This is a genomic window from Pseudomonas sp. SDO5522_S412, assembly GCF_054071215.1.
Genome location: NZ_JBSVWQ010000106.1, coordinates 1 through 20,899, shown reverse-complemented (window position 1 = coordinate 20,899; position 20,899 = coordinate 1). Strand labels below are relative to the sequence as shown.

The window sequence follows — 20,899 nt, the reverse complement described above, 5'->3', positions numbered from 1 at the left end:
CATCTACAATGACTGATCCACCGCTTTCGCGAGCAAGCCCGCTCCCACATTTTGTTTTGCATACAGCCGTTGGAGGGTTAGTTGAGCCGAGGCCCGCCGCCCGATGGCCGGGACCCAGGCTTCTCATCCGAAGCATCCGGCAGTGCCTTGGGCGTTTCACTCGGGTCCTTGTAGTCCTTGTGCAAATCCCCATCCAGCCGGTTGCTCGACGAGCCGCCGCTTTGTGGTGTGGAGTCGAAATGCTCCCACTCCGATTGCTGGAAGCGGAACAGGCTGTCATCGGTCGGCGTGTCGCGGCCGTGGTAGTGGTGTATCTCGTAGTGGGCGTATTCGACCTTGTCGGCCCAGTTGTCCTGCAGCAAACCGTCGCCGGCCAGGTCGCGGTACCAGTCGTTTTCCTTCTCGGTAGCCTTCTGTTTTTTATTGTGGTCGACGAAGTAGCCGATGATTCCGCCTACCACCGCCAACACCACGCCCACCAGGAACAGCGGCCCGGTCAGCGCCGCCGCCGTGCCTGCGCCAAACAGCGCCGCCGCACCCAATACCCCGGCCGACGCGCCGAACGCACCGCCCGCCACTTGCAAGCCACCTGCGGCCTGAGCCAACGGGTCTTTGCTGTCCACGCCGCTTTTGATCGCCAGGGCGCCGAGCACAATGTCGGCAAAACCACCGGCAATGTCCGTCGCCGGGCCCAACACCTTGATCACGGAACCGGCGATCTTCGCCGATTGGGAGGCGCCAAGCTTGGCCGCATCGGCTGCCTTGAGGCCGTCATCCAGGTGAGTGGCGAGGCCTTCGGTAGCTTCGGTTACCGCCTTGTCGCCCTCGCCAAACAGCTTGGCCACGCCGTCGTACTGGCTGTCGGGAACCGCGTCCAGGGCCGCAGCGATTTCCTTGCTGACCTTTGAGTCGATTTCGGTGGGTTTGCTGAAGTCGATGACTTTGCCGGCCGCCCCTTCCTTGCCCCAGATTTCCGGCAGGGTCTTGTCCAGGCCGAGGAAGTCCACCAGGCCGCCCTTGCCCAGGGCTTCGCCGATCTTGTCACCGAGCTTGACGAAGTGGCTGGCGCCGCCGGCAAAACTCAGGAAGTCCTTGGCGATGGTCATGCGTTGGGCCGGGGTTTCGCCGAGCTTGCCGCCTTTGCCCACCAGTTGGTAAATCCCCGAGAACAGGCTGACGCCGGCGCCCATCGAACCGAGGATGCCTTTGCTGTTGAGGGTGTTGAACACTTCGCCGAGCATGCCGCGATCCGCCACCGGGATATACGGTTTGCTCAGGGCGGTTTTCACGTCGGCTTCGCTGATGGTGCCGCTGTTCTTGTAGACGTCGCCGAGCTCTTCCAGGGCCTTGGTCACGGCCGAGGATTTCTCCTTGCCCTCCAGGCCTTCGTTGAGGAATTTCTCCAGCACTTCCTGGCTGCGGCGCGGCAGGTCCAGCAGGTTGCCCTTGAGCACGCCCTTGAGCAGGCCGAACAGGTCCTTGGTGGCCAGTTCCTTGTTGTCGTCGGAGATCTTGCTCGGGTCCGAGAGAATCTCGTTGAGATCGGTGGTGAGGCCATCGGCCTGGATATTCTGCGCGGCCTTGGTGGCGGCTTCCGGGTCGAACAGCGACAGCGAGGTCAGGGTGTTGCTCAGGTCTTGCTGGGCTTCGTGGCTCTTGCCCTGTTTTTGCAGGTCCTTGAGGTACAGCACATAGTCGGGGTTGCTGGTCAGGTCGAGAAGCTTCTGCTTGATCTCGTCCTTGTTGGGCAGGTGACTGATGGCGTTGTCCATCTTGGTCTTGTAGTCGGCCTGCACCGTCGGGTCCTTGAACAACTCGCCGATCTGCTCCTGCACCGCCTTGCCGTCGATGATGTCGTGCATGTCGGCGGAAGTGAGCTCGGTCTGCTTGTCATCGAACTCGCGCCAGGTGGTGTTGAACGGGCGCTTGGATTCTTCGTAGCCGGTGATGCCATGGCCGTTCTGGTAGGCGGCCTGGGCTTCCAGGGCGCGGACCAGTTTGGCCCGTGGGTCGTCCTTGGGAATCGAGCCGTCCTTGACGCCGGCGCGGTAGGTGTCGATCAGTTCGGTGGTGGCCAGCTCGCTGACGCTCTGGGTCGGCGATTTGTCGTCGTCCTTGTCGGCATGCACGCCGGTGTCGAGGTTGAGCACGTCGAGCTCATCGTTGCTCGGCAGGTTGTACTTGGCGCGGGTCTCGTCGACGGTGCCGGCGCTCCAGGCTTCCCATTTCGCCACCACTTCGTCGTAGAGCTGCGGGCTGAGCTCCTTGGAGACGATGACCTTGCCTTCGCTGGTTTCATAGCGGATCAGGCCGTCCCCCAGCTCGTCGGGTGAACCGAAGGTGATCTCGGTGTTCTTCAGGAAGTCATTCGGCCCGGCCAGCTTGTAGCCGGCGTCTTCACTGGAGTGGATCTTGCTCCAGGTGTCCTGGGCGGTGGCCACGCTCTTGAACAGTTCCGGGCTGACGTCGGCCGATACGACGACCTTGGTGCCGTCGTGGGTTTCATAGGTCAGCACATTGCCTTGCTGGCCTTCGATCCAGCCGAAGCCCTTGTAGTCGTTCAGCTCCGGCGCCTTGGTATTGGCGTCTGCCAGGGTCGAGCCGTCGTTGAGCGCGGACTCTACGGCGGCCTTTTTGTCGGGGTTGGTGTAGACCTCGTGCAAGCCTGCCAGGTAGTCGAACAGCTTGGGGTTGTCGTCGCGGGCCACGACCATTTTCTGGCCATTGCTTTCAAAGCGGATCAGGCCGGGGCCCACTTCATCCTTGGGGCCGACGGTGGTGCCGGCGTAGGGCGGCCACACTTCGTTGTCGCTGGCGCGCTTGTAGCCGGCGTCTTCGCTGCTGCCCAGGCCGGTGAAGCTTTCATAGGCTTCCTTGGCTTTCTGGAAGGCCTCCGGGTTGTCGCGCTGGCTGATGACGAACTTGTTGCCGTCCTGGGTCTCGTAGCGAATCACGCCGGGGCCGGTTTCGTCGGGCGGACCGAGGGATTTGTAGTCGCCGAGCTTTTCCGGGGCCGTGGCGTCGCCGCCCAGGCGCTGGTAGCCGGCGGCTTCGCTGGCGTTGACGCCGGAGAGTGCCTTGAAGTCGGCGCTGACTTGCTTGAACAGCTCGGGGCTGTCTTTTTCGCTGACGATGACTTTCTTGCCGTCCTGGGTTTCATAGCGGATCAGGCCGGGGCCGACTTCGTCCGCCGGGCCGATGGCCTTGTAGTCCCCCAGGGTGGTGGGCGGTGCGGCGTCCTTGGCGGCCAGTTCATAGCCTTGTTCCTTGCTGGCAGCGAGCCCTTGCGCGGTTTTGTCGCCGGCCTCCACCTTCTTGTTGTTGGCGCTGTTCTTGAGCAGCACGTGGAACGCCGCGCCGGACTTGGGCGGTGTGAGAGGAAGGGCTTTGGGGTCGGTCGAGCGGTTGAGCGGCTGGGTCGTCATGCCATGGAACTCCTGCTGTTACCGGTGGGACGAATCGGCAAAAACAGTAACAGCAGGGGTTCGGCGGTCGTTGCGAAAAGTTGTGAATTGCGCCTTAACGGTGACGCAGGCTGCGTTCCAGGCGGGCAATGCCTTCTTCCAGCATGGCCCGCGGGCAGCCGAAGTTCAGGCGCACGAACTGTTGGCTGTCATCGCCGAACTCCAGGCCGGCGCTGAGGCCGACTTTCGCCTGGTCGAGGAAGAACTGTTGCGGGTCGTCCAGGCCCAGGGCGCTGCAATCCAGCCAGGCCAGGTAGGTGCCTTGGGGGGCATGCATCACGACGCCAGGCAGGCGGGTTTGCACGGCGTTCAGCAGGTAATCGCGGTTGGCTTGCAGATAGGCCACCAGCGCTTGCAGCCAGTCGCCGCAGTCGCTGTAGGCTGCGCGGGTGGCTTCCAGGCCCAGGGGGCTGACGCTGTCGACCATGCCGCAGCGGGCTTGGTTGAAGCGCTCGCGGATCTCGGGATTCTGGATCACCGCGAAGCAGGTCTTCAGCCCGGCGACGTTATACGCCTTGCTCGCCGACATCAGGGTGATGGTGCGCTGGGCAATCTCGGGGCTGAGGCTGGCGGTGGGAATATGCCGGCGGCCGTCAAAGCACAGCTCGGCGTGGATTTCATCGGAGACGATCAGCGCACCCTGGTCCAGGCAGGCGCTGGCCACGGCCAGCAGTTCCTCACGGGGGAAGACCTTGCCCATCGGGTTGTGCGGGTTGCTCAACAGCAGCGCCCCGGCGCCGGAGAGGGCTTCACGCATTGCCGGCAACGGCGTGAGGTACTCGCCTTCGGCGCTCAGCTCAAATGGCACTTCGATCTTCGGCAGGTTCCAGTGGCCGGGCGCCAGGCGGATCGGGCGATAGTTGGGGGTTTGCAACACCACCGGTTGGCCGGGCTGCACAAATGCGTGCAGCGCCATGTTGAAACCAGGCTCGACCCCCGGCAGGAACAGCAACTCATCCGGCTGTACGCGCCAGGCGTACTTGGCCCACAGATCGGCGACGATCGCCTCGCGCACGCCATCGCAGGCCACGCTGTAGCCGAGGATCTGCTGACCCAGTCGCTCGTGCAACGCTTGAAGCACAGCCGGTGGTGCGGCGATGTCCATGTCGGCAATCCACATCGGCAGAACGTCTTGCGGGTAACGACTCCACTTGGTGCTGCCGGTGCCGAGGCGGGAGTGGATCGTGTCGAAATCAAAGCTCATGGGTGGCTCGTATCAGGGAGGCGGGCGTAGAAATGGCGCTGATTCTAGCGCCATTAATTTTACGCGCCAGCGCTGATTGCCGCCCGGGCGCCCGCTTGCCGGTCAAATGCCTCGGCCAACTGCGTGTGGGCCTGTTCCAGGCTGCGCTGCACGGCGGCTGCGCCACGCACCATGGCCCCCAGATAGACGAAATCCACCGCGTGAATGCCCACGGTTCCAAGGATCGCCTGCAGGTAGGGCGTGAGGAAGTCGGGCTCGCGGTTTTTTCGCGAACTGCCGGAGCTGACCAGTACAAAGGTGCGCCGGTCCTTGAGCAAGCCGACTTTCTCAAACTGCGGATTCACCGTGAAACTGCGGTGGATGCGCACCACATGGTCGATCCAGCACTTGAGGGCCGCCGGCACCGTGAAATTGTGCACGGGGGTGCAGATGATCAACAGGTCACAGGCTTCCAGCTCGACAATCAGTTGCTCGGAGCGCTCGGTTGCCGGGCCGCTCAAGCCGCCGGGCGTGGTCAGGGCGTTGGCGTATTCCCGGGTCAGCGCCGGCAAGGCCCGGCCGCCGTAGTCGCGTTCGGTCACTTCGGCTTGCGGCGCCTGTTCGCGGAGCAGGGCGCGGGCCAGGCGGAAGGTCTGGGCGGCCTTGCCGTGGGGGCTGAAGCTCAGTAGCAGGGCGCGGGTCATTGGCCGAGGTCCTGTGAAAAGTGCATCCCCAGTGGCAGCAGGCCCTGGCGAAAATAGAAGCGTTGGGCCAGGGCCATGTGCATGCCGGTGTCCAGCACCAGGTAGCGATAGCCCAGGCGGCGGGTGTGCTGGCGTACCTCGTCCAGCAGGCGCGCACCCAGGCGTCGGCGTTGCAGGGAGGCGTCCACCACCAGGTCATCGACGTAGATAAAGCGCCCATACAGCAGGTTTTCCGTCAGGCGATAACCGGCCAGGCCCAGCACCTGGCCGTTTTCCCGGGCGGCCAGCAGGCGGTAGCCGGTTTCGCGCTGGCGCTGGATCTGCTGGACGAAGGCGTGCGGGTCTTCGAGCTTTGGCCGCAGTTGCTGCATGACGGCAAAGCAGGCCAGGCAGTCGGCGTCGCTTTCGATGTGCACAAACTCAACAGAGTCATTCATGGTTGCCGTGCTCCATGTGCGCTTTTACGGCGGCAGGGACTTTGCGAAAGCTGATGGCGACGCGGTTCAGGGCGTTCATCAGGGCGATAGCCAGGGTCAGGTCGGCAATTTCCTTGTCATCGAAGAGGGCCTTGGCCTCGGCATAGTGTTCGTCCGGCACCTCGGTTTGTGCGACCTGGGTGACCGACTCGGCCCAAGCTAACGCGGCGCGTTCACGCGGGCTGAACAACGGCAACGCTTCGCGCCAGGCGGCCAGCAGCATCAGCTTTTCCAGGCTCACGCCCTGTTTGAGCAGGTCGCGCGAATGTGAGTCCAGGCAGTAGGCGCAGCCGTTGAGTTGCGAGACCCGCAGGTACACCAGGTCAATCAATTCCTTCTCCAGGCCGCAGCCGTGGATGTAGCTGTGCACCGAGCCAAGGGCCTTGTAGCCGACGGGCGCCGCCAGGGCGTAGTCGAGACGGTGTTGCATGGGGTGCTCCTTGTTTCGTGAAGTGATGCCGTCAGTGTGGCGGCCGGGTCGCCGGCTCAATAGGGCCAAGAATGGACAAGCGGGTTGGGACAAGATCAGACTTCAGGGCTGATTCACTGTGAGCCGGATAACCATGTCGTCACTGCCCAAATACCAGGAGATCTACCGGCGCTTTCGCCAGGCCATCGACCAGGGCCAACTGCGCCCCGGTGAGCGGGTGCCGTCGGTGCGCAGCCTGGCCCAGGAACTGAAGGTGGCCCGGGGCACGGTGGAGACGGCCTACCAGTTGCTGGTGAGCGAAGGGTTCTTCCTGGCGCGGGGCCAGGCGGGAACAGTGGTGGCCGAGGCGCTGCCGCAGCGCTCGATCAAGTCGTTGCCGGTTGAACCCGAACCCGTGGCGCCGGCGTCGGCCCCGCGCCTGTTGCAGTTGGGCTTGCCGGCGCTCGACAGCTTTCCGCGCAAGCTGTGGGCGCGGCTGGTCACCCGGCAAGTGCGCCGAGTCGATGTGAACAGCCTGGCCATGGGCGATGTGCGTGGCGCCCGCTCGCTGCGTGTGGCGATCGCGCAATACCTGGCGCTGTACCGGGGCGTGGAGTGTTCGCCGGAGCAGGTGTTCGTGTGTGCCGGTTACTCGGCGTGCCTCGCGCTGGTGTGTGATGCGCTGCAGATGGCCGGCCAGCCATGCTGGTTCGAAGACCCGGGCTACCTGCATGCGCGGCAACTGCTGCTGCACCTGGGGGCGCAGTTGGTCCCGGTGCCGGTGGACCACGACGGGCTTGATGTGGAGGAGGGCATACGGCGTGCGCCCGGCGCCCGGCTGGCGATTGTCACCCCGGCCCACCAGAGCCCGCTGGGGGTCGCCCTCGGTACTGCGCGGCGCCATCGCTTGCTCGATTGGGCACAGGCCCACGGCGGCTGGGTGGTGGAAGACGACTACGACAGTGAATTTCGCTACAAGGGCCAGCCCCTGGCCGCGCTCAAGAGCCAGGACACGGCCGACCGGGTGATCTACTCCGGCAGTTTCAGCAAGATGCTCTTCCCGGGGCTGCGCCTGGGTTATCTGGTGGTGCCTCGGGCGCTGCTCCCGGCCTTTGAGGCCAGCGCCGGCGTGCTGCAAAACCGCAGCGCCGAATTGTTGCAAGCCACCACGGCGGACTTTCTCGACCAGGGCCATTTCACCCGCCACCTGAAAAAAATGCGCCAGCTCTACACCGCGCGGCGCGGCTTTCTGGTGGAGGCACTGGCCAGTCATTGCGGGGCGCTTTTGCAGGTGGATGAGCAGTCCGGCGGGATCAACCTGCTGGCGCGGCTGCGGGTGGACGTCTGCGATCAGGCCGTCGCTGCGGCCGCCGCACGTGCCGGGCTGGGGATACAGGCCGTGTCGGGCTGGAGTATCGAGCCCGGTGGTCAGCAAGGTCTGTTGATGGGCTTCACCAACCTGGCGACTCGCCAGCAAGCGGTGCAAGCGGCGCTGGTGTTGCGCGAGGTCATCGACGGCGCTTTATGAACACCGGTTGAACATCTTCATTCGCCACATCGGCCCCGAGCTTCTACCCTGAAGGCATAGCCCTCAGGACGCCAAGCGCTCATGTACAAAGACCTGAAGTTCCCGGTTCTGATCGTACACCGCGACATCAAGGCCGACACCGTTGCCGGCGACCGCGTCCGGGGCATCGCCCGGGAGCTTGAGCAGGAGGGCTTCAGTATCTTTTCGGCGGTGGACTACGCCGAGGGTCGCCTGGTGGCTTCGACCCATCACGGCCTGGCCTGCATGCTGATTGCCGCCGAGGGCGCCGGGGAAAATACCCATCTGATGCAAAACATGGTGGAGCTGATCCGCCTGGCGCGGGTGCGGGCGCCAAACCTGCCGATCTTCGCCCTCGGTGAGCAGGTCACCCTGGAAAACGCCCCAGCCGATGCCATGAGCGAGCTGAACCAGTTGCGGGGCATCCTTTATCTGTTTGAAGACACCGTGCCGTTTCTTGCCCGGCAAGTGGCCCGTGCGGCCCGCGCCTACCTGGATGGCCTGTTGCCGCCATTCTTCAAGGCCCTGGTGCAGCACACGGCGGATTCCAATTATTCCTGGCACACCCCCGGTCACGGCGGCGGCGTGGCCTATCGCAAGAGCCCGGTGGGGCAGGCGTTTCATCAGTTCTTCGGGGAAAATACCCTGCGTTCGGACTTGTCGGTGTCGGTGCCGGAGCTCGGCTCGCTGCTGGACCACACCGGCCCGTTGGCCGAAGCCGAGGCGCGGGCAGCGCGCAACTTCGGTGCCGATCACACCTACTTCGTGATCAATGGCACCTCCACCGCCAACAAGATCGTCTGGCACTCGATGGTGGGCCGGGATGACCTGGTGCTGGTGGACCGCAACTGTCACAAGTCGGTGTTGCATTCGATCATCATGACCGGCGCCATCCCGCTGTACCTGTGCCCGGAGCGCAATGAGCTGGGGATCATCGGGCCGATTCCCCTGAGCGAGTTCAGCCCCGAGTCGATCCGCGCCAAGATCGACGCCAGCCCGCTGACCCGAGGCCGACCGGCCAGGGTCAAGCTGGCGGTGGTCACCAACTCCACCTACGACGGCCTGTGCTACAACGCCGAACTGATCAAGCAGCAACTGGGCAACAGCGTCGAGGTGCTGCACTTCGACGAAGCGTGGTACGCCTACGCGGCGTTTCATGAGTTCTTTGCCGGGCGCTACGGCATGGGCACCTCGCGCACGGCCGACAGCCCGCTGGTGTTCACCACGCACTCCACCCACAAGCTGCTGGCGGCGTTCAGCCAGGCGTCGATGATCCATGTGCAGGATGGCGGCGTGCGCAAGCTGGACCGCGACCGCTTCAACGAAGCGTTCATGATGCATATTTCCACCTCGCCGCAGTACAGCATCATCGCCTCCCTGGATGTGGCGTCCGCAATGATGGAAGGGCCGGCGGGGCGTTCCTTGCTGCAGGAGATGTTTGACGAAGCCCTGAGCTTCCGACGTGCCCTGGCCAACCTGCGCCAGCACATCGCCGCTGAAGACTGGTGGTTTTCCATCTGGCAGCCGCCGCTGGTGGCGGGCATTGACCGGGTGGTGACCGCAGACTGGCTGCTGCAACCCCAGGCCGACTGGCATGGCTTTGGCGATATCGCCGAAGACTACGTGCTGCTGGACCCGATAAAAGTCACCCTGGTGATGCCTGGCCTGAATGCCGGCGGGGCTTTGAGCGAGTGCGGAATTCCCGCTGCGGTGGTCAGTAAATTCCTCTGGGAACGTGGGCTGGTGGTGGAAAAGACCGGGCTGTATTCGTTCCTCGTGCTGTTTTCCATGGGCATCACCAAAGGCAAGTGGAGTACCCTGCTCACCGAACTGCTGGAATTCAAGCGCAGTTATGACGCCAACGTGAGCCTTGCTGTGTGTTTGCCATCGGTGTTTCAGCAGGGCCCGGCGCGGTATCAGGGATTGGGTTTGAAGGATCTGTGCGACCAGTTGCACAGCTGTTACCGCAGCAATGCCACGGCCAAGCACCTGAAGCGGATGTACACGGTACTGCCGGAAATCGCGATGAAACCGGCCGACGCCTACGACCTGTTGGTCAAGGGCGAAGTCGAGGCGGTGTCCATCGACGCTTTGCCAGGTCGGGTCGCAGCGGTCATGCTGGTGCCTTACCCGCCGGGCATTCCGTTGATCATGCCGGGTGAGCGCTTTACCGAATCGACTCGCTCGATCATTGATTACCTGGCGTTTGCCAGGACGTTCGATAGCAGTTTCCCCGGCTTTGTTGCCGATGTTCATGGATTGCAACACGAAGATGACGGCAGTGGTCGTTGTTACACCGTCGACTGCATCAAGGGTTAAGGATGTTTATGCAAGCTGTAATGAACCCGAAGTACCCGGGCCTCAGTGTTCGGGTGGCTGACGAAGGATTTGACGCCTACGTGTGGGGGAACGACTTCAGCTTTGAAGTCAACGCCTACGGCAAGCCGGAAATGGGCAAGCGCGTCGACCAGTGGGCGGTGGAGCGTATCGTGCCGTACCGCAAATGCTACGGCATCGACCCAGAGGAGTTCGCCAGCTTCCGTGACGCGGCCGACAGTGCGGTGTTCATGGCCTACCTCGATGACCGGCCCGTGGGGCATATCGTGGTCAGCACCAACTGGAACGGCTTTGCCCACGTGGATGAGCTGGCGGTGGTCTTGCCCGCGCGGCGCCACGGGGTGGCCAAGGCGTTGCTGGACGTGGCGCAGTTCTGGAGCCGCAAGAAGAACCTGCCGGGGATGATGCTGGAGACCCAGAACAACAACCTCGGTGCCTGCCGGCTGTATGAGCGCTGCGGGTATGTGATGGGCGGGATCGACCACCTGCGCTATCGCGGGATTGATCCGCAGACGCGCGAAGTGGCGATTTTCTGGTATCGGTTGTTCAAGACAGAATTGGAAGCAGTCTGAGCTGCACCGATCAACTGTAGGAGCCGTCGAGCCCCAGCGAGGCCGCGATGGCGGTGTGTCAGGCAACCTCTTTATCGACAGTGCCGCCGCCTTCGCAGCCTCGCTGAAGCTCGACAGCTCCCACATTCGATTTGCGCAACTCAAGTACTTGCGACCGAACACACAGCTCCCAGACTTCCCCCGATCCCCTGTGGGAGCCGTCGAGCCCCAGCGAGGCCGCGATGGCGGTGTATCAGGCAACCTCTTTATCGACAGTGCCGCCGTCTTCGCAGCCTCGCTGAAGCTCGACAGCTCCCACATTCGATTTGCGCAACCCAAGTACTTGCGACCGAACACACAGCTCCCAGACTTCCCCCGCCCCCCTGTGGGAGCCGTCGAGCCCCAGCGAGGCCGCGATAGCGGTAGATCAGGCAACCTCTTTATCGACTGTGCCGCCGCCTTCGCAGCCTCGCCAAGGCCCGACAGCTCCCACATTCACGGCAATGTGCTTGTCAGCAGGTTTTCAGCCTTCTCGGTGACGATCTCCAGCAGCGCATTCAAGGCGGGCGATGGCTCGCTACCCTTCAGGGTCAACGCATACAAGGTCACCACAATCGGCGGTGACAACGGGCACGCATCCAGCCCGGCTTCCCGTGCGCCGCTGGCGGTGAACGGGTCGACAATCGCCAGGCCTTCCCCGGCTTCTACCATGCTGCGCATCATCTGGTACGTCTGCACCCGCGTTTGCACCACCGGCAGCGGGCGCAGGGCTTGCAGTTTGCTGTCCAGCAGGCGACTCAGCGGGTCCTGGCCTTCAAGGCCGATCATCGACTGCCCGGCCAGTTCCTGTAGCGCAATGTACTTCTGCCGAGGCTTCAGCCAGCCATGGGGCGCGAGCAATTGCAGCTTGCCGTGGGCCAGTGGTTGGCTGTGGATTTGCGGATGGTCCGGGTCGTGCAGGCTCAGGCCGAGGTCGGCTTCGTGCAGCAGCAGGCTTTTGACGATATCCCGGGTGGAATGGCTGGAGAGGTTGCACGGCGTGTCTTGGAAACGTCGGCGCAGCACGGCGATCGCCTGGGGCAGCAGTTGATTGGCCAGCGGCGGGGTGCACAGTGCGCGCAAGGGCGGGGCATGATGGTGCTTAAGGCTGCTGGCCAGGCGTTGCACCGGCTCAAGGGCTGCATAGAGGTGGGCGATTTCGGCCTGCAGCTCAAGGGTTTCCCGGGTGGCCTGCAAGCGTCCGCGCACACTGGCAAACAGCATGAAACCCAATTGCAGCTCGGCATCCTTGAGGGTTGCGTCCACATCGGCCACGGGCAGTTGCAACCATTCGGCGGCGGTGCCGAGGTGTCCGGTCTGTAAAATCGCTTGAATGACTTCGATATGACGTAAACGCATGGCCGGAGTCTATGTTCAGCGCGACGTGGATTCAATGGCTCAGGCCCGGGCGTGGAAAAAAGACCCGCCACGGCAGCGCCCCAACTAGACTTGCACGATCAAGTCCCTTGGCGCCTGCAACCAGCAGGTCATACAAAGGGCGTATCAACCAGAGGATCCACGGGGGAGCCTTATCGATGCTCGGTAAAACAGACACGCGCGGGTTTTCGTTGTGGGACCTGCTGGTGGTGGTGCTGGTGGTCGGCGTGTTGGCGGTTGCGGTGGGGCCGCGGATCTTCGGCGACGTGACTCAGTCGGAAATCGCCACGGCCAAGGTCCAGTTGAAAGAGCTGGGCAAGGCAGTCGAGCAGTTTCATCAGGATGTAGGGCGTTATCCTACCGACGACGAGGGGCTGGCGGTGTTGACGGTTCAGCCAGCGGGAGAAGGGAAGTGGCGGGGCCCCTATCTCAAGGATCAGGACATGCTGACGGACCCTTGGGGCGTGGCCTATCAGTACCACTATCCTCCCAGCCAGGCCAAAACCAACTTTGATCTGTTCTCGTTCGGCAAGGACCGGACACTGGGAGGCGTCGGCGATAATGTTGATATCGCCTATGGGGAATAACGTCTTATGAAGCGTGGATCGTGGCGGATTCGCGGGTGATGATAGTGCCCGACTGAATCAGCCTGAACTCATCGCCATCCAGTTTTTCTACGCGGTCGCCAATGGCCAGCTTGTAGGTGGTGGTGGGCGCCGAGCCAGCCAGGCCGTCGAGGGGCGGGTTGGATTCCTGGAACTCATGCACCGAATAAACGCGACCTTCCGCGTCTCTGGCATGGAACTGTCCGACAAGTACTGCTGCCATCTGTTTAGAACCTCTGGAGATAAACACTCGATTTGCGGTTCTGTAGACCGTAGGAGAGCGGGGTAGTTTACCTATTGAAAAAAAATACTATTCGTTGACTTTTTCAGACATTACTTACAAATCCATCTGCGGTGTAAACGTCCCTGGGGATTGCAAAAACGCGCTGGTGATAGCGTCGCGCAGGCTCTATAACTACAAGCTCCTTAAGTCAGAAACCGGGAAACCCCAATGAGCAAGGTCTACACGATTGCCGTACTGGTCGGCAGCTTGAGAAAAGAGTCGATCAACCGCAAGGTCGCCCTGGCACTGGCCGAGTTGGCGCCCGCCAACCTCAAGTTGAACATTGTCGAAATTGGCGATTTGCCGCTCTACAACGAGGACATCGACGGTGCTGCACCGCCGGCAGCCTACAGTACTTTCCGTCAACACGTGCGTTCATCCGACGCGGTGCTGTTTGTGACCCCCGAATACAACCGCTCCGTGCCGGGTGTATTGAAGAATGCGATTGACGTCGGTTCGCGCCCTTATGGCCAGAGTGTCTTCAGCGGCAAGCCGGGTGCGGTGATCAGTGTGTCTCCCGGAGCCATCGGCGGTTTTGGGGCCAATCACCATTTGCGCCAGTCGCTGGTGTTTCTCGATGTGCCGTGCATGCAGCAGCCGGAAGCCTATCTGGGCGGTGCGGGCAGCGTGTTCGATGAGTCGGGCAAGGTCTCGGAAAAGACCAAGCCGTTTTTGCAGGCGTTTATCGACGCCTATGGCAAGTGGGTGGAAAAACAGCACGGCTGATCAGCCGTGCGAAAAAAGACCCCGCTATTTAAGCGGGGTCTTTTTTGTCTGCGGTCGGCCGCGTGGTCGGCGACTACGGCGCGATTAACGCAGCCAGTTGGTTTTCGCCAACTCGATCACCTCATCACCGCGTCCGCTCATCACCGCCTTGAGCATGTACAGGCTGAAGCCCTTGGCCTGCTCCAGCTTGATGCTCGGCGGCATCACCAGTTCCTGGGTGGCGGTGACCACGTCCACCAGCACCGGGCCGTCGTGGGCCAGTGCGCGGCGCAGGGCTGGTTCCAGGTCTTCGGACTGCTCTACGCGAATACCGAGGATGCCCATGGCGTTGGACATGGCGGCAAAGTCCGGGTTTTTCAGCTCGGTGCCGGTATCCAGGTAGCCCGCCGCTTTCATCTCCATGGCGACGAAGCCCAAAGAAGAGTTGTTGAACACCACCAGCTTCACCGGCAGGTTCAGCTGCGCCAGGCTGATGAAGTCACCCATCAGCATGGTGAACCCACCGTCACCGGACATCGAAATCACCTGGCGCCCGGGAAACGCGGCTTGCGCACCGATGGCCTGGGGCATGGCGTTGGCCATCGAGCCATGGTTGAACGAGCCGATCAACCGGCGCTTGCCGTTCATTTTCAAGTAACGCGCCGCCCAGACTGTCGGCGAGCCAACGTCGGCGGTGAAGATTGCGTCGTCGTCCGCCAGTTCGCTGAGCAGGCGCGCAACGTATTGCGGGTGAATTGGCCGGCCGGCCTTTGACGGTTCCGCCAGGTCATCCAGCCCTTGGCGGGCTTTTTCATAATGCTTGAGCGAGGTTTCGAGGAAGCTGCGGTCCGTCTTGCGGGTCAGGCGCGGCAGCAGCGCCTGGATGGTCTCGCTGACGTCAGCTGCAATGCCCAGGTCCAGCGTGGCACGTCGGCCCAGTGCCTGCGGGTTGCGGTCGACCTGGATGATCTTCGCGTCGGTCGGGTAGAACTGGCGATACGGGAAGTCGGTGCCGAGCATGATCAGCGTGTCGCAGTTGAGCATGGCGTGGTAGCCGGAGCTGAAGCCGATCAGGCCGGTCATGCCGACGTCGAACGGGTTGTCCCACTCCACATGTTCCTTGCCTCGCAGGGCATGCACCACGGGCGCGCCGAGGGCGTCGGCCAGGGCCACCACCTCATCGTGGGCGCCGGCGCAGCCGCTGCCGCACAGCAGGGTGACTTTGCCGCTGTGTTCGAGGATGTCGGTGAGGCGTTGCAGGTCCTGTTCCGCCGGCAACGTGCGCGGTGCCAGCAGGGCCGGCCACGGTTTGAATTTATCTTCTACTTCCAACAGTGACACATCCCCCGGAATCACCACCACCGCTACGCCGCGGTTGAGGATCGCCGAGCGCATGGCACGGTGCAGCACGTGAGGCATCTGCTCGGGGTTGGTCACCAGCTCGATAAAGTGGCTGCACTCCTTGAACAGTTCCTGGGGATGGGTTTCCTGGAAGTAGTTCAGGCCGATCTCGGAGGAGGGGATCTGTGCGGCAATGGCCAGCACCGGCACGTGGTTGCGATGGCAATCGAACAGGCCATTGATCAAGTGCAGGTTGCCGGGGCCGCAGCTGCCGGCGCATACGGTCAGCTCGCCGGTGGCGGCGGCTTCGGCACCGGCGGCAAACGCGGCCACTTCTTCGTGGCGCACATGCATCCACTCGATGCTGTCCATGGTGCGCAGGGAGTCGGTCAGGCCGTTGAGGCTGTCGCCGGTCAGGCCCCAGATGCGCTTGATGCCCGCCTGTTCAAGGGTGGTCGCCAATTGCTGGGCCAGGGTGATTTTCGCCATGAAGAACTCCAATCGTCAGTGAGGGTAAAAAGCTGCTGATCAGTTAAGGACAGTTCCATGGCGCTGAATGCTCCCCGCTCAATGTGAAGAATTGGTCATCGCAGCGCGATATTGCCGAGTGCGGCGGGCGATAAACAGTTGGTCTTTTATCAACGCCAGCAGCGGCGTCACCCCGGGTTTCGGCTGGCGGCCACGGCTCAGGCGGCGAAGCTGATAGCGCACCACTGCCATGCTCGCCAGGCTGGCCAGGGGTTTGCGCTTCCAGCGGATCGGCGGCAATTGCGGGTTGAGATCGCGGCCGGCCCGCCATTGCTTGATCAGGTGCGGCTCCAGGGTCAGCGCGGTGGCGATCCCGGCCATGGCGATGCCGCTGTCCAGGACTTGCTGCACGATCGGCAAGCGCCGGATGCCGCCGGTGACCATCACCGGCATGTTGGCGACTTTCGCCAAGTCGCTGGCCATCTCGATGAAATAGGCTTCGCGGGCCAGGGTGCGTCCGTCGCGAGCCTCGCCTTGCATGGCCGGGGCTTCGTAGCTGCCGCCGGACAGTTCCAGCAGGTCGATGGCCAGCGGGTTGAGCAGCTCGACCACGGCATGGGCGTCGGCGGCGTCGAAGCCACCGCGCTGGAAGTCGGCGGAATTGAGTTTCACCGCCACGCAGAAATCCGCGCTCACGGCGGCGCGCACGGCTTTGATCACCTCCAGCAACAGCCGAGCGCGGTTTTCAACGCTGCCGCCCCAGCGGTCTGTGCGCTGGTTGCTCAAGGGCGAGAGAAACTGGCTGAGTAGGTAGCCGTGGGCCGCATGGATCTGCGCACCGCTGAAACCGGCTTTTTCGGCGAGACGCGCGCTGGTGGCGAAGCGCGAGATGACGTCCTGGATATCGTCCTCGGTCATGGCCTTGGGTTGGGCGAACATCTTCGAAAAGCCGCCGAGATCGAGGGCCACCGCCGAAGGTGCCAGGGCCTGCTGGCCGAGGTTGGCCATGGTCTGACGACCCGGGTGGTTGAGCTGTACCCAGAACTGCGCGCCCTTGGCCCGGCCAATCGCGGCCCATTGGCGAAACTTGTCCAGGTGACGTTCGTCTTCCAGCACCACGCCGCCGGGGCCGGTCATGGCACGGCGATCAATCATCACGTTGCCGGTCAGGATCAGGCCGGGCTCGCCGTCGGCCCAGGCTTGATACAAGCGCATCAGGGCCTCGGAAGGCGCCTGGTTCGCATCCGCCATGTTCTCTTCCATCGCCGCCTTGGCGATGCGGTTACTGATGAGCTGGCCGTTGGGCAATTGCAACGCTTCAAAGGGCGACATGCTTGACTCCTCACATTGGGAGCGCTCAGGCTAAGCTTAAAGGTCACTTTAAGGTCAATGGGGTTGGCGATGAATATTGGTGAACTGGCGGAACGCAGCGGCTTGGCAGCCTCGAAGATTCGTTTTTACGAAGCCCAGGGGCTGATCCAGGTCGAGCGACAAGGTAATGGCTATCGCCGTTATCCCATGCAGACGTTGCAGACGCTGCAATTGATCCAGGGCGCTCAGCGCGCCGGTTTCAGCTTGCAGGAGTTGAAGGCGCTGATGCCCGACGATTCGCCGAGCGAGGCGAAACGCGCCGATATCGTCTTGAGGCTTGAGCGCAGGATTGCGCAGATAGGAGAGCTTCAAGCCCGAATGGACCAGAGCAAGGCAGAGTTACGCGCGGTGATCGCCACGATCCAGGCGCACCCGGAAGGCACGCCGTGCACCCAGGCGCAGGACAAGGTCTGGGCCTCAATCGAGGCGCATAAAAAAACGCCGCGCATCTGACGATACGCGGCGTTCGTTTACAGCAACAAAACCTTAGGCTTGAACCACAGGGATGTTGGCGCTTGCAGCAATTTCACGGAACTCGGCGATCTGGTCAAAACTCAGGTAGCGATACACGTCGCTGGCCATGGTGTTGATCTTCGCGGCGTATTCCATGTACTCCTCGACGGTCGGCAGGCGACCCAGGATGGAAGCCACCGACGCCAGCTCGGCCGAAGCCAGGTAGACGTTTGCGCCGTCACCCAGACGGTTCGGGAAGTTACGGGTCGACGTCGATACAACGGTCGAGTTCGGCTCTACACGTGCCTGGTTACCCATGCACAGCGAGCAGCCCGGCATTTCCATGCGCGCGCCAGCCTTGCCGTAGATGCCGTAGTAGCCTTCTTCGGTCAGTTGGTGAGCGTCCATCTTGGTCGGCGGCGACAGCCACAGACGGGTTGGCAGCTGACCCTTGACCTGATCCAGCAGTTTACCGGCAGCGCGGAAGTGACCGATGTTGGTCATGCACGAACCGATGAACACTTCGTCGATCTTCTCGCCAGCAACGCTGGACAGCAGACGGGCGTCGTCCGGATCGTTTGGCGCGCAGAGCACAGGCTCCTTGATGTCGGCCAGGTCGATCTCGATGATTTCAGCGTATTCGGCGTCAGCATCGGCAACCATCAGCTCAGGGTTGGCAACCCAGGCTTCCATCGCTTGGGCACGACGTTCCAGGGTACGCGCATCGCCGTAGCCTTCACCGATCATCCAGCGCAGCAGGGTGATGTTGGAGTTCAGGTACTCGGTGATGGATTCTTTCGACAGCTTGATGGTGCAACCGGCAGCCGAACGTTCAGCCGAGGCGTCGGACAGCTCGAAGGCTTGTTCGATGCTCAGGTTGTCCAGGCCTTCGATTTCCAGGATACGGCCGGAGAAAGCGTTCTTCTTGCCTTTCTTCTCTACGGTCAGCAGGCCAGCCTGGATCGCGTAGTAAGGAATGGCGTGAACCAGGTCACGCAGGGTGATACCAGGCTGCATTTCACCTTTGAAGCGCACCAGGATCGATTCCGGCATGTCCAGCGGCATGACGCCGGTGGCGGCGGCGAACGCTACCAGGCCGGAACCGGCCGGGAACGAAATGCCCATCGGGAAACGGGTGTGGGAGTCACCACCGGTACCGACGGTGTCCGGCAGCAGCATGCGGTTCAGCCAGCTGTGGATGATGCCGTCGCCTGGACGCAGCGATACGCCGCCACGGGTCATGATGAAGTCAGGCAGGGTGTGGTGGGTGGTCACGTCGATCGGCTTTGGATAGGCCGCGGTGTGGCAGAACGACTGCATTACCAGATCGGTGGAGAAGCCCAGGCACGCCAGGTCTTTCAGTTCGTCACGGGTCATGGGACCGGTGGTGTCCTGGGAGCCGACGGTGGTCATCTTCGGTTCGCAGTAGGTGCCTGGACGAACGCCAGCCACGCCGCAGGCCTTGCCGACCATTTTCTGCGCCAGGGTGTAGCCCTTGTCGCTTTCAGCCGGGGCTTCCGGCAGCTTGAACAGGGTCGAAGGTGGCAGACCCAGTTCGGCACGTGCCTTTTCGGTCAGGCCACGGCCGATGATCAGCGGGATACGACCGCCGGCACGGACTTCATCCAACAGGACCGGGGTCTTCATTTCGAAGGTGGTCAGGACTTCATCGCTGTTGTGCTTGGTGACTTTGCCAGCATGGGGGTACAGGTCGATCACGTCGCCCATGTTCATGTTGGTAACGTCGAACTCGATTGGCAGTGCGCCGGCATCTTCCATGGTGTTGTAGAAGATTGGAGCGATCTTGCTGCCGAAGCAGAAGCCGCCAGCGCGCTTGTTCGGCACGTAAGGCACGTCGTCGCCGAAGAACCACAGTACCGAGTTGGTGGCCGATTTACGCGACGAACCGGTACCGACCACGTCACCGACGTAGGCGATCGGGAAGCCCTGGCCGCGCATTTCTTCGATCTGCTTCATCGGGCCGGTCTTGCCTTGCTCATCCGGCACGATGCCTTCACGGGCCATTTTCAGCATGGCCAGGGCGTGCAGCGGGATGTCAGGACGGGACCAGGCGTCCGGGGCAGGGGACAGGTCGTCGGTGTTGGTTTCGCCGGTGACCTTGAACACGCGCAGGCTGATCTTGTCGGCCAGGGTCGGGCGGTTCTTGAACCACTCGCCGTCGGCCCAGGACTGGATCACGGCTTTGGCGTGTTCGTTGCCGTTCCTGGCTTTTTCCGCGACGTCGTGGAAAGCATCGAACATCAGCAGGGTGTGCTTGAGTTGGGCGGCAGCGACGGGGGCCAGGGTGGCGTCGTCCAGCAGCTCGACCAGGGTCACGATGTTGTAGCCGCCTTGCATGGTGCCGAGCAGTTCAACAGCGCGTTTCTTGTCGATCAGGGGAGAAGTGGCTTCGCCCTTGGCCAGGGCAGACAGGAAACCGGCCTTGACGTAGGCAGCTTCGTCAACGCCTGGTGGAATGCGGTTGGTGATCAGGTCAACGAGGAATTCTTCTTCGCCAGCCGGGGGATTTTTCAGCAGCTCGACCAGGCCTGCGGTTTGTTCGGCGTTAAGCGGCTGGGGAACGATACCCAGGGCTGCACGCTCTTCGATATGTTTGCGGTAGGCTTCAAGCACAGTTATTACCCTCATCAGTGGTCCCACGGGACGCTCATCCAGAAATGCACGGCACGCATGCGCTCAGGGGCTTTTTGGGCCGTAGAGCCAGCGCTGCCGGCAATCCTCACAGAAGCTGCTTTCAAAGTTTTACGCCTGCAGAACGGAGCTGATGAGGGTTGGCGCTGGCTATTTACCGGGTAAATAACCATCGCCAACACCGTTCTTTAGGAACGACTGTGCTCGTGACGCTTTGAAAACAGCTTCCAACGGATTATTGGCGCCTTACAAGGCCGGATGATTCTACGGCAAAAAAATTCTAAACGTAAGTTGCCGCGCCAAGTTTGCAGGGTGATCAACCTTAGACAAAGGGCTAACATGTGCAACTGTTTCGCTGATTTGTGCGTTGTCGACCATGTCTAACCAAACCATCAAGACCCCCTGCGTAGGCCTGTGCTCCACGGTTTACGGCGATCTTGTGTGCCGGGGGTGCAAGCGGTTTCACCATGAGGTGATTCAGTGGAACGGGTATAACGAGGAAGAAAAACGTGCGGTTTGGCTGCGGCTGGAGCAGTTGTTGGTGCAGGTGATGGCCGGGAAGCTTGAGGTGTTTGACCCTAAAATGCTGCGGGGGCAGCTGGAGCAGCGCAAGATTCGGTTTGTGCCGCATCAGTCGGAGTACTGCTGGGCGTATCAGTTGATTGCCCGGGGAGCTCGGGTGATCAGCAATCTTGAGGCTTATGGGATGGTGTTGATGCCGGAGTTTCGGGAGTGGGGGTTGCCTGAGTTGCGGGATGCCATTGACCGGGAGTTTTTTATTTTGTCCGAGGCGCACTATCAGCGGTATATCGCGCCGGGGTTTTTGCGGGATGCTTTTGGTAGCTGACTGTGTACATATCCGTTGCTGCGGTAACGGCCACTTATGGTTCCGCTCTTACAGCGGCTCACTTTGGAAAAGCCCCAAAGTAAGCAAA

At 62.1% G+C, this 20,899-nt stretch carries 17 protein-coding genes; 7 read left to right on the top strand and 10 right to left on the bottom strand.

Annotated elements, in window-relative coordinates:
• Nucleotides 1-77: 77 nt before the first annotated feature.
• The 5 genes from ACW9I6_RS20115 to ACW9I6_RS20095 all read right to left on the bottom strand — a co-directional run bounded on the left by ACW9I6_RS20115 (nucleotide 78) and on the right by ACW9I6_RS20095 (nucleotide 6,257).
• Entirely contained in the window at nucleotides 78-3,425 is a 3,348-nt protein-coding gene (locus tag ACW9I6_RS20115) for a hypothetical protein (RefSeq protein ID WP_457339724.1), read from the bottom strand.
• A gap of 94 nt (nucleotides 3,426-3,519) precedes the next feature.
• Entirely contained in the window at nucleotides 3,520-4,668 is a 1,149-nt protein-coding gene (locus ACW9I6_RS20110) for a MalY/PatB family protein (RefSeq protein ID WP_457339723.1), read from the bottom strand.
• A gap of 59 nt (nucleotides 4,669-4,727) precedes the next feature.
• The gene (locus ACW9I6_RS20105) at nucleotides 4,728-5,351 is read right to left on the bottom strand and encodes an FMN-dependent NADH-azoreductase (protein WP_457339722.1); all 624 of its coding nucleotides are present in this window, start codon (nucleotides 5,349-5,351) and stop codon (nucleotides 4,728-4,730) included.
• Nucleotides 5,348-5,788 carry a GNAT family N-acetyltransferase gene (locus ACW9I6_RS20100; protein ID WP_003217019.1) on the bottom strand — a complete coding sequence of 147 codons (441 nt, stop codon included), beginning with the start codon at nucleotides 5,786-5,788 and terminating at the stop codon, nucleotides 5,348-5,350. The genes ACW9I6_RS20105 and ACW9I6_RS20100 overlap by 4 nt, the downstream gene beginning before the upstream one ends.
• Complete coding sequence (locus ACW9I6_RS20095; RefSeq protein WP_003217021.1) at nucleotides 5,781-6,257, bottom strand: carboxymuconolactone decarboxylase family protein; 477 nt, start codon at nucleotides 6,255-6,257, stop codon at nucleotides 5,781-5,783. The genes ACW9I6_RS20100 and ACW9I6_RS20095 overlap by 8 nt, the downstream gene beginning before the upstream one ends.
• A 133-nt stretch (nucleotides 6,258-6,390) precedes the next feature.
• On the opposite strand from ACW9I6_RS20095, the gene pdxR reads away from it, so the two are divergent.
• The 3 genes from pdxR to ACW9I6_RS20080 all read left to right on the top strand — a co-directional run bounded on the left by pdxR (nucleotide 6,391) and on the right by ACW9I6_RS20080 (nucleotide 10,691).
• The gene (gene pdxR, locus ACW9I6_RS20090; RefSeq protein WP_177051394.1) at nucleotides 6,391-7,764 is read left to right on the top strand and encodes a MocR-like pyridoxine biosynthesis transcription factor PdxR; all 1,374 of its coding nucleotides are present in this window, start codon (nucleotides 6,391-6,393) and stop codon (nucleotides 7,762-7,764) included.
• An 81-nt stretch (nucleotides 7,765-7,845) separates the two neighbouring features.
• Nucleotides 7,846-10,101: an Orn/Lys/Arg family decarboxylase gene (locus ACW9I6_RS20085; protein WP_087693840.1), complete on the top strand. Its 2,256-nt coding sequence runs from the start codon at nucleotides 7,846-7,848 to the stop codon at nucleotides 10,099-10,101.
• A gap of 20 nt (nucleotides 10,102-10,121) precedes the next feature.
• Nucleotides 10,122-10,691, top strand: coding sequence for a GNAT family N-acetyltransferase (locus tag ACW9I6_RS20080; RefSeq protein WP_003217028.1), 570 nt, complete (start codon nucleotides 10,122-10,124; stop codon nucleotides 10,689-10,691).
• 474 nt (nucleotides 10,692-11,165) lie between these two features.
• On the opposite strand, the gene ACW9I6_RS20075 is transcribed toward ACW9I6_RS20080, so the two are convergent.
• A complete protein-coding gene (locus ACW9I6_RS20075; RefSeq protein WP_102369042.1) occupies nucleotides 11,166-12,068 on the bottom strand; it encodes a LysR substrate-binding domain-containing protein in 903 nt (300 codons plus the stop codon).
• Nucleotides 12,069-12,244: 176 nt separating this feature from the next.
• Here ACW9I6_RS20075 and gspG point away from each other — a divergent pair, with 176 nt between their 5' ends.
• Complete coding sequence (gene gspG / locus ACW9I6_RS20070; RefSeq protein ID WP_102369043.1) at nucleotides 12,245-12,673, top strand: type II secretion system major pseudopilin GspG; 429 nt, start codon at nucleotides 12,245-12,247, stop codon at nucleotides 12,671-12,673.
• A 4-nt stretch (nucleotides 12,674-12,677) separates the two neighbouring features.
• Here the strand turns inward: gspG and ACW9I6_RS20065 are convergent, their stop codons facing one another.
• Nucleotides 12,678-12,914, bottom strand: a complete 237-nt coding sequence (locus tag ACW9I6_RS20065) for a hypothetical protein (RefSeq protein ID WP_003209248.1) — start codon at nucleotides 12,912-12,914, stop codon at nucleotides 12,678-12,680.
• Nucleotides 12,915-13,142: 228 nt separating this feature from the next.
• Here ACW9I6_RS20065 and ACW9I6_RS20060 point away from each other — a divergent pair, with 228 nt between their 5' ends.
• The gene (locus ACW9I6_RS20060; RefSeq protein WP_008431334.1) at nucleotides 13,143-13,700 is read left to right on the top strand and encodes an NADPH-dependent FMN reductase; all 558 of its coding nucleotides are present in this window, start codon (nucleotides 13,143-13,145) and stop codon (nucleotides 13,698-13,700) included.
• Between the two features lie 84 nt (nucleotides 13,701-13,784).
• Here ACW9I6_RS20060 and poxB read toward each other — a convergent pair whose 3' ends face one another.
• Both poxB and ACW9I6_RS20050 read right to left on the bottom strand, forming a co-directional pair.
• Complete coding sequence (gene poxB / locus ACW9I6_RS20055) at nucleotides 13,785-15,509, bottom strand: ubiquinone-dependent pyruvate dehydrogenase (protein WP_008431335.1); 1,725 nt, start codon at nucleotides 15,507-15,509, stop codon at nucleotides 13,785-13,787.
• Nucleotides 15,510-15,587: 78 nt separating this feature from the next.
• Nucleotides 15,588-16,820, bottom strand: a complete 1,233-nt coding sequence (locus ACW9I6_RS20050) for an NADH:flavin oxidoreductase/NADH oxidase family protein (protein WP_457339721.1) — start codon at nucleotides 16,818-16,820, stop codon at nucleotides 15,588-15,590.
• 69 nt (nucleotides 16,821-16,889) lie between these two features.
• Between ACW9I6_RS20050 and ACW9I6_RS20045 the strand changes: the two genes are divergently transcribed.
• Nucleotides 16,890-17,312 (top strand): MerR family transcriptional regulator, encoded by a 423-nt coding sequence (locus ACW9I6_RS20045; protein WP_457339720.1) that lies wholly within the window; start codon nucleotides 16,890-16,892, stop codon nucleotides 17,310-17,312.
• Between the two features lie 33 nt (nucleotides 17,313-17,345).
• Here the strand turns inward: ACW9I6_RS20045 and acnB are convergent, their stop codons facing one another.
• Nucleotides 17,346-19,946 carry a bifunctional aconitate hydratase 2/2-methylisocitrate dehydratase gene (gene acnB / locus ACW9I6_RS20040; RefSeq protein WP_003209239.1) on the bottom strand — a complete coding sequence of 867 codons (2,601 nt, stop codon included), beginning with the start codon at nucleotides 19,944-19,946 and terminating at the stop codon, nucleotides 17,346-17,348.
• A gap of 394 nt (nucleotides 19,947-20,340) precedes the next feature.
• On the opposite strand from acnB, the gene ACW9I6_RS20035 reads away from it, so the two are divergent.
• Nucleotides 20,341-20,811, top strand: a complete 471-nt coding sequence (locus tag ACW9I6_RS20035; RefSeq protein WP_008431341.1) for a DUF1289 domain-containing protein — start codon at nucleotides 20,341-20,343, stop codon at nucleotides 20,809-20,811.
• Nucleotides 20,812-20,899 lie beyond the last annotated feature (88 nt).

Excerpts from the sequence above, each read along its gene's own strand:
- ACW9I6_RS20080 (WP_003217028.1), top strand. The coding sequence starts at position 10,122 with ATGAACCCGAAGTACCCGGGCCTCAGTGTTCGGGTGGCTGACGAAGGA.
- ACW9I6_RS20115 (WP_457339724.1), bottom strand. The coding sequence starts at position 3,425 with ATGACGACCCAGCCGCTCAACCGCTCGACCGACCCCAAAGCCCTTCCT.
- ACW9I6_RS20035 (WP_008431341.1), top strand. The coding sequence starts at position 20,341 with ATGTCTAACCAAACCATCAAGACCCCCTGCGTAGGCCTGTGCTCCACG.
- ACW9I6_RS20110 (WP_457339723.1), bottom strand. The coding sequence starts at position 4,668 with ATGAGCTTTGATTTCGACACGATCCACTCCCGCCTCGGCACCGGCAGC.
- ACW9I6_RS20045 (WP_457339720.1), top strand. The coding sequence starts at position 16,890 with ATGAATATTGGTGAACTGGCGGAACGCAGCGGCTTGGCAGCCTCGAAG.
- ACW9I6_RS20105 (WP_457339722.1), bottom strand. The coding sequence starts at position 5,351 with ATGACCCGCGCCCTGCTACTGAGCTTCAGCCCCCACGGCAAGGCCGCC.
- ACW9I6_RS20065 (WP_003209248.1), bottom strand. The coding sequence starts at position 12,914 with ATGGCAGCAGTACTTGTCGGACAGTTCCATGCCAGAGACGCGGAAGGT.
- ACW9I6_RS20075 (WP_102369042.1), bottom strand. The coding sequence starts at position 12,068 with ATGCGTTTACGTCATATCGAAGTCATTCAAGCGATTTTACAGACCGGA.
- poxB (WP_008431335.1), bottom strand. The coding sequence starts at position 15,509 with ATGGCGAAAATCACCCTGGCCCAGCAATTGGCGACCACCCTTGAACAG.
- ACW9I6_RS20085 (WP_087693840.1), top strand. The coding sequence starts at position 7,846 with ATGTACAAAGACCTGAAGTTCCCGGTTCTGATCGTACACCGCGACATC.
- ACW9I6_RS20050 (WP_457339721.1), bottom strand. The coding sequence starts at position 16,820 with ATGTCGCCCTTTGAAGCGTTGCAATTGCCCAACGGCCAGCTCATCAGT.
- ACW9I6_RS20100 (WP_003217019.1), bottom strand. The coding sequence starts at position 5,788 with ATGAATGACTCTGTTGAGTTTGTGCACATCGAAAGCGACGCCGACTGC.
- ACW9I6_RS20060 (WP_008431334.1), top strand. The coding sequence starts at position 13,143 with ATGAGCAAGGTCTACACGATTGCCGTACTGGTCGGCAGCTTGAGAAAA.
- gspG (WP_102369043.1), top strand. The coding sequence starts at position 12,245 with ATGCTCGGTAAAACAGACACGCGCGGGTTTTCGTTGTGGGACCTGCTG.
- pdxR (WP_177051394.1), top strand. The coding sequence starts at position 6,391 with ATGTCGTCACTGCCCAAATACCAGGAGATCTACCGGCGCTTTCGCCAG.
- ACW9I6_RS20095 (WP_003217021.1), bottom strand. The coding sequence starts at position 6,257 with ATGCAACACCGTCTCGACTACGCCCTGGCGGCGCCCGTCGGCTACAAG.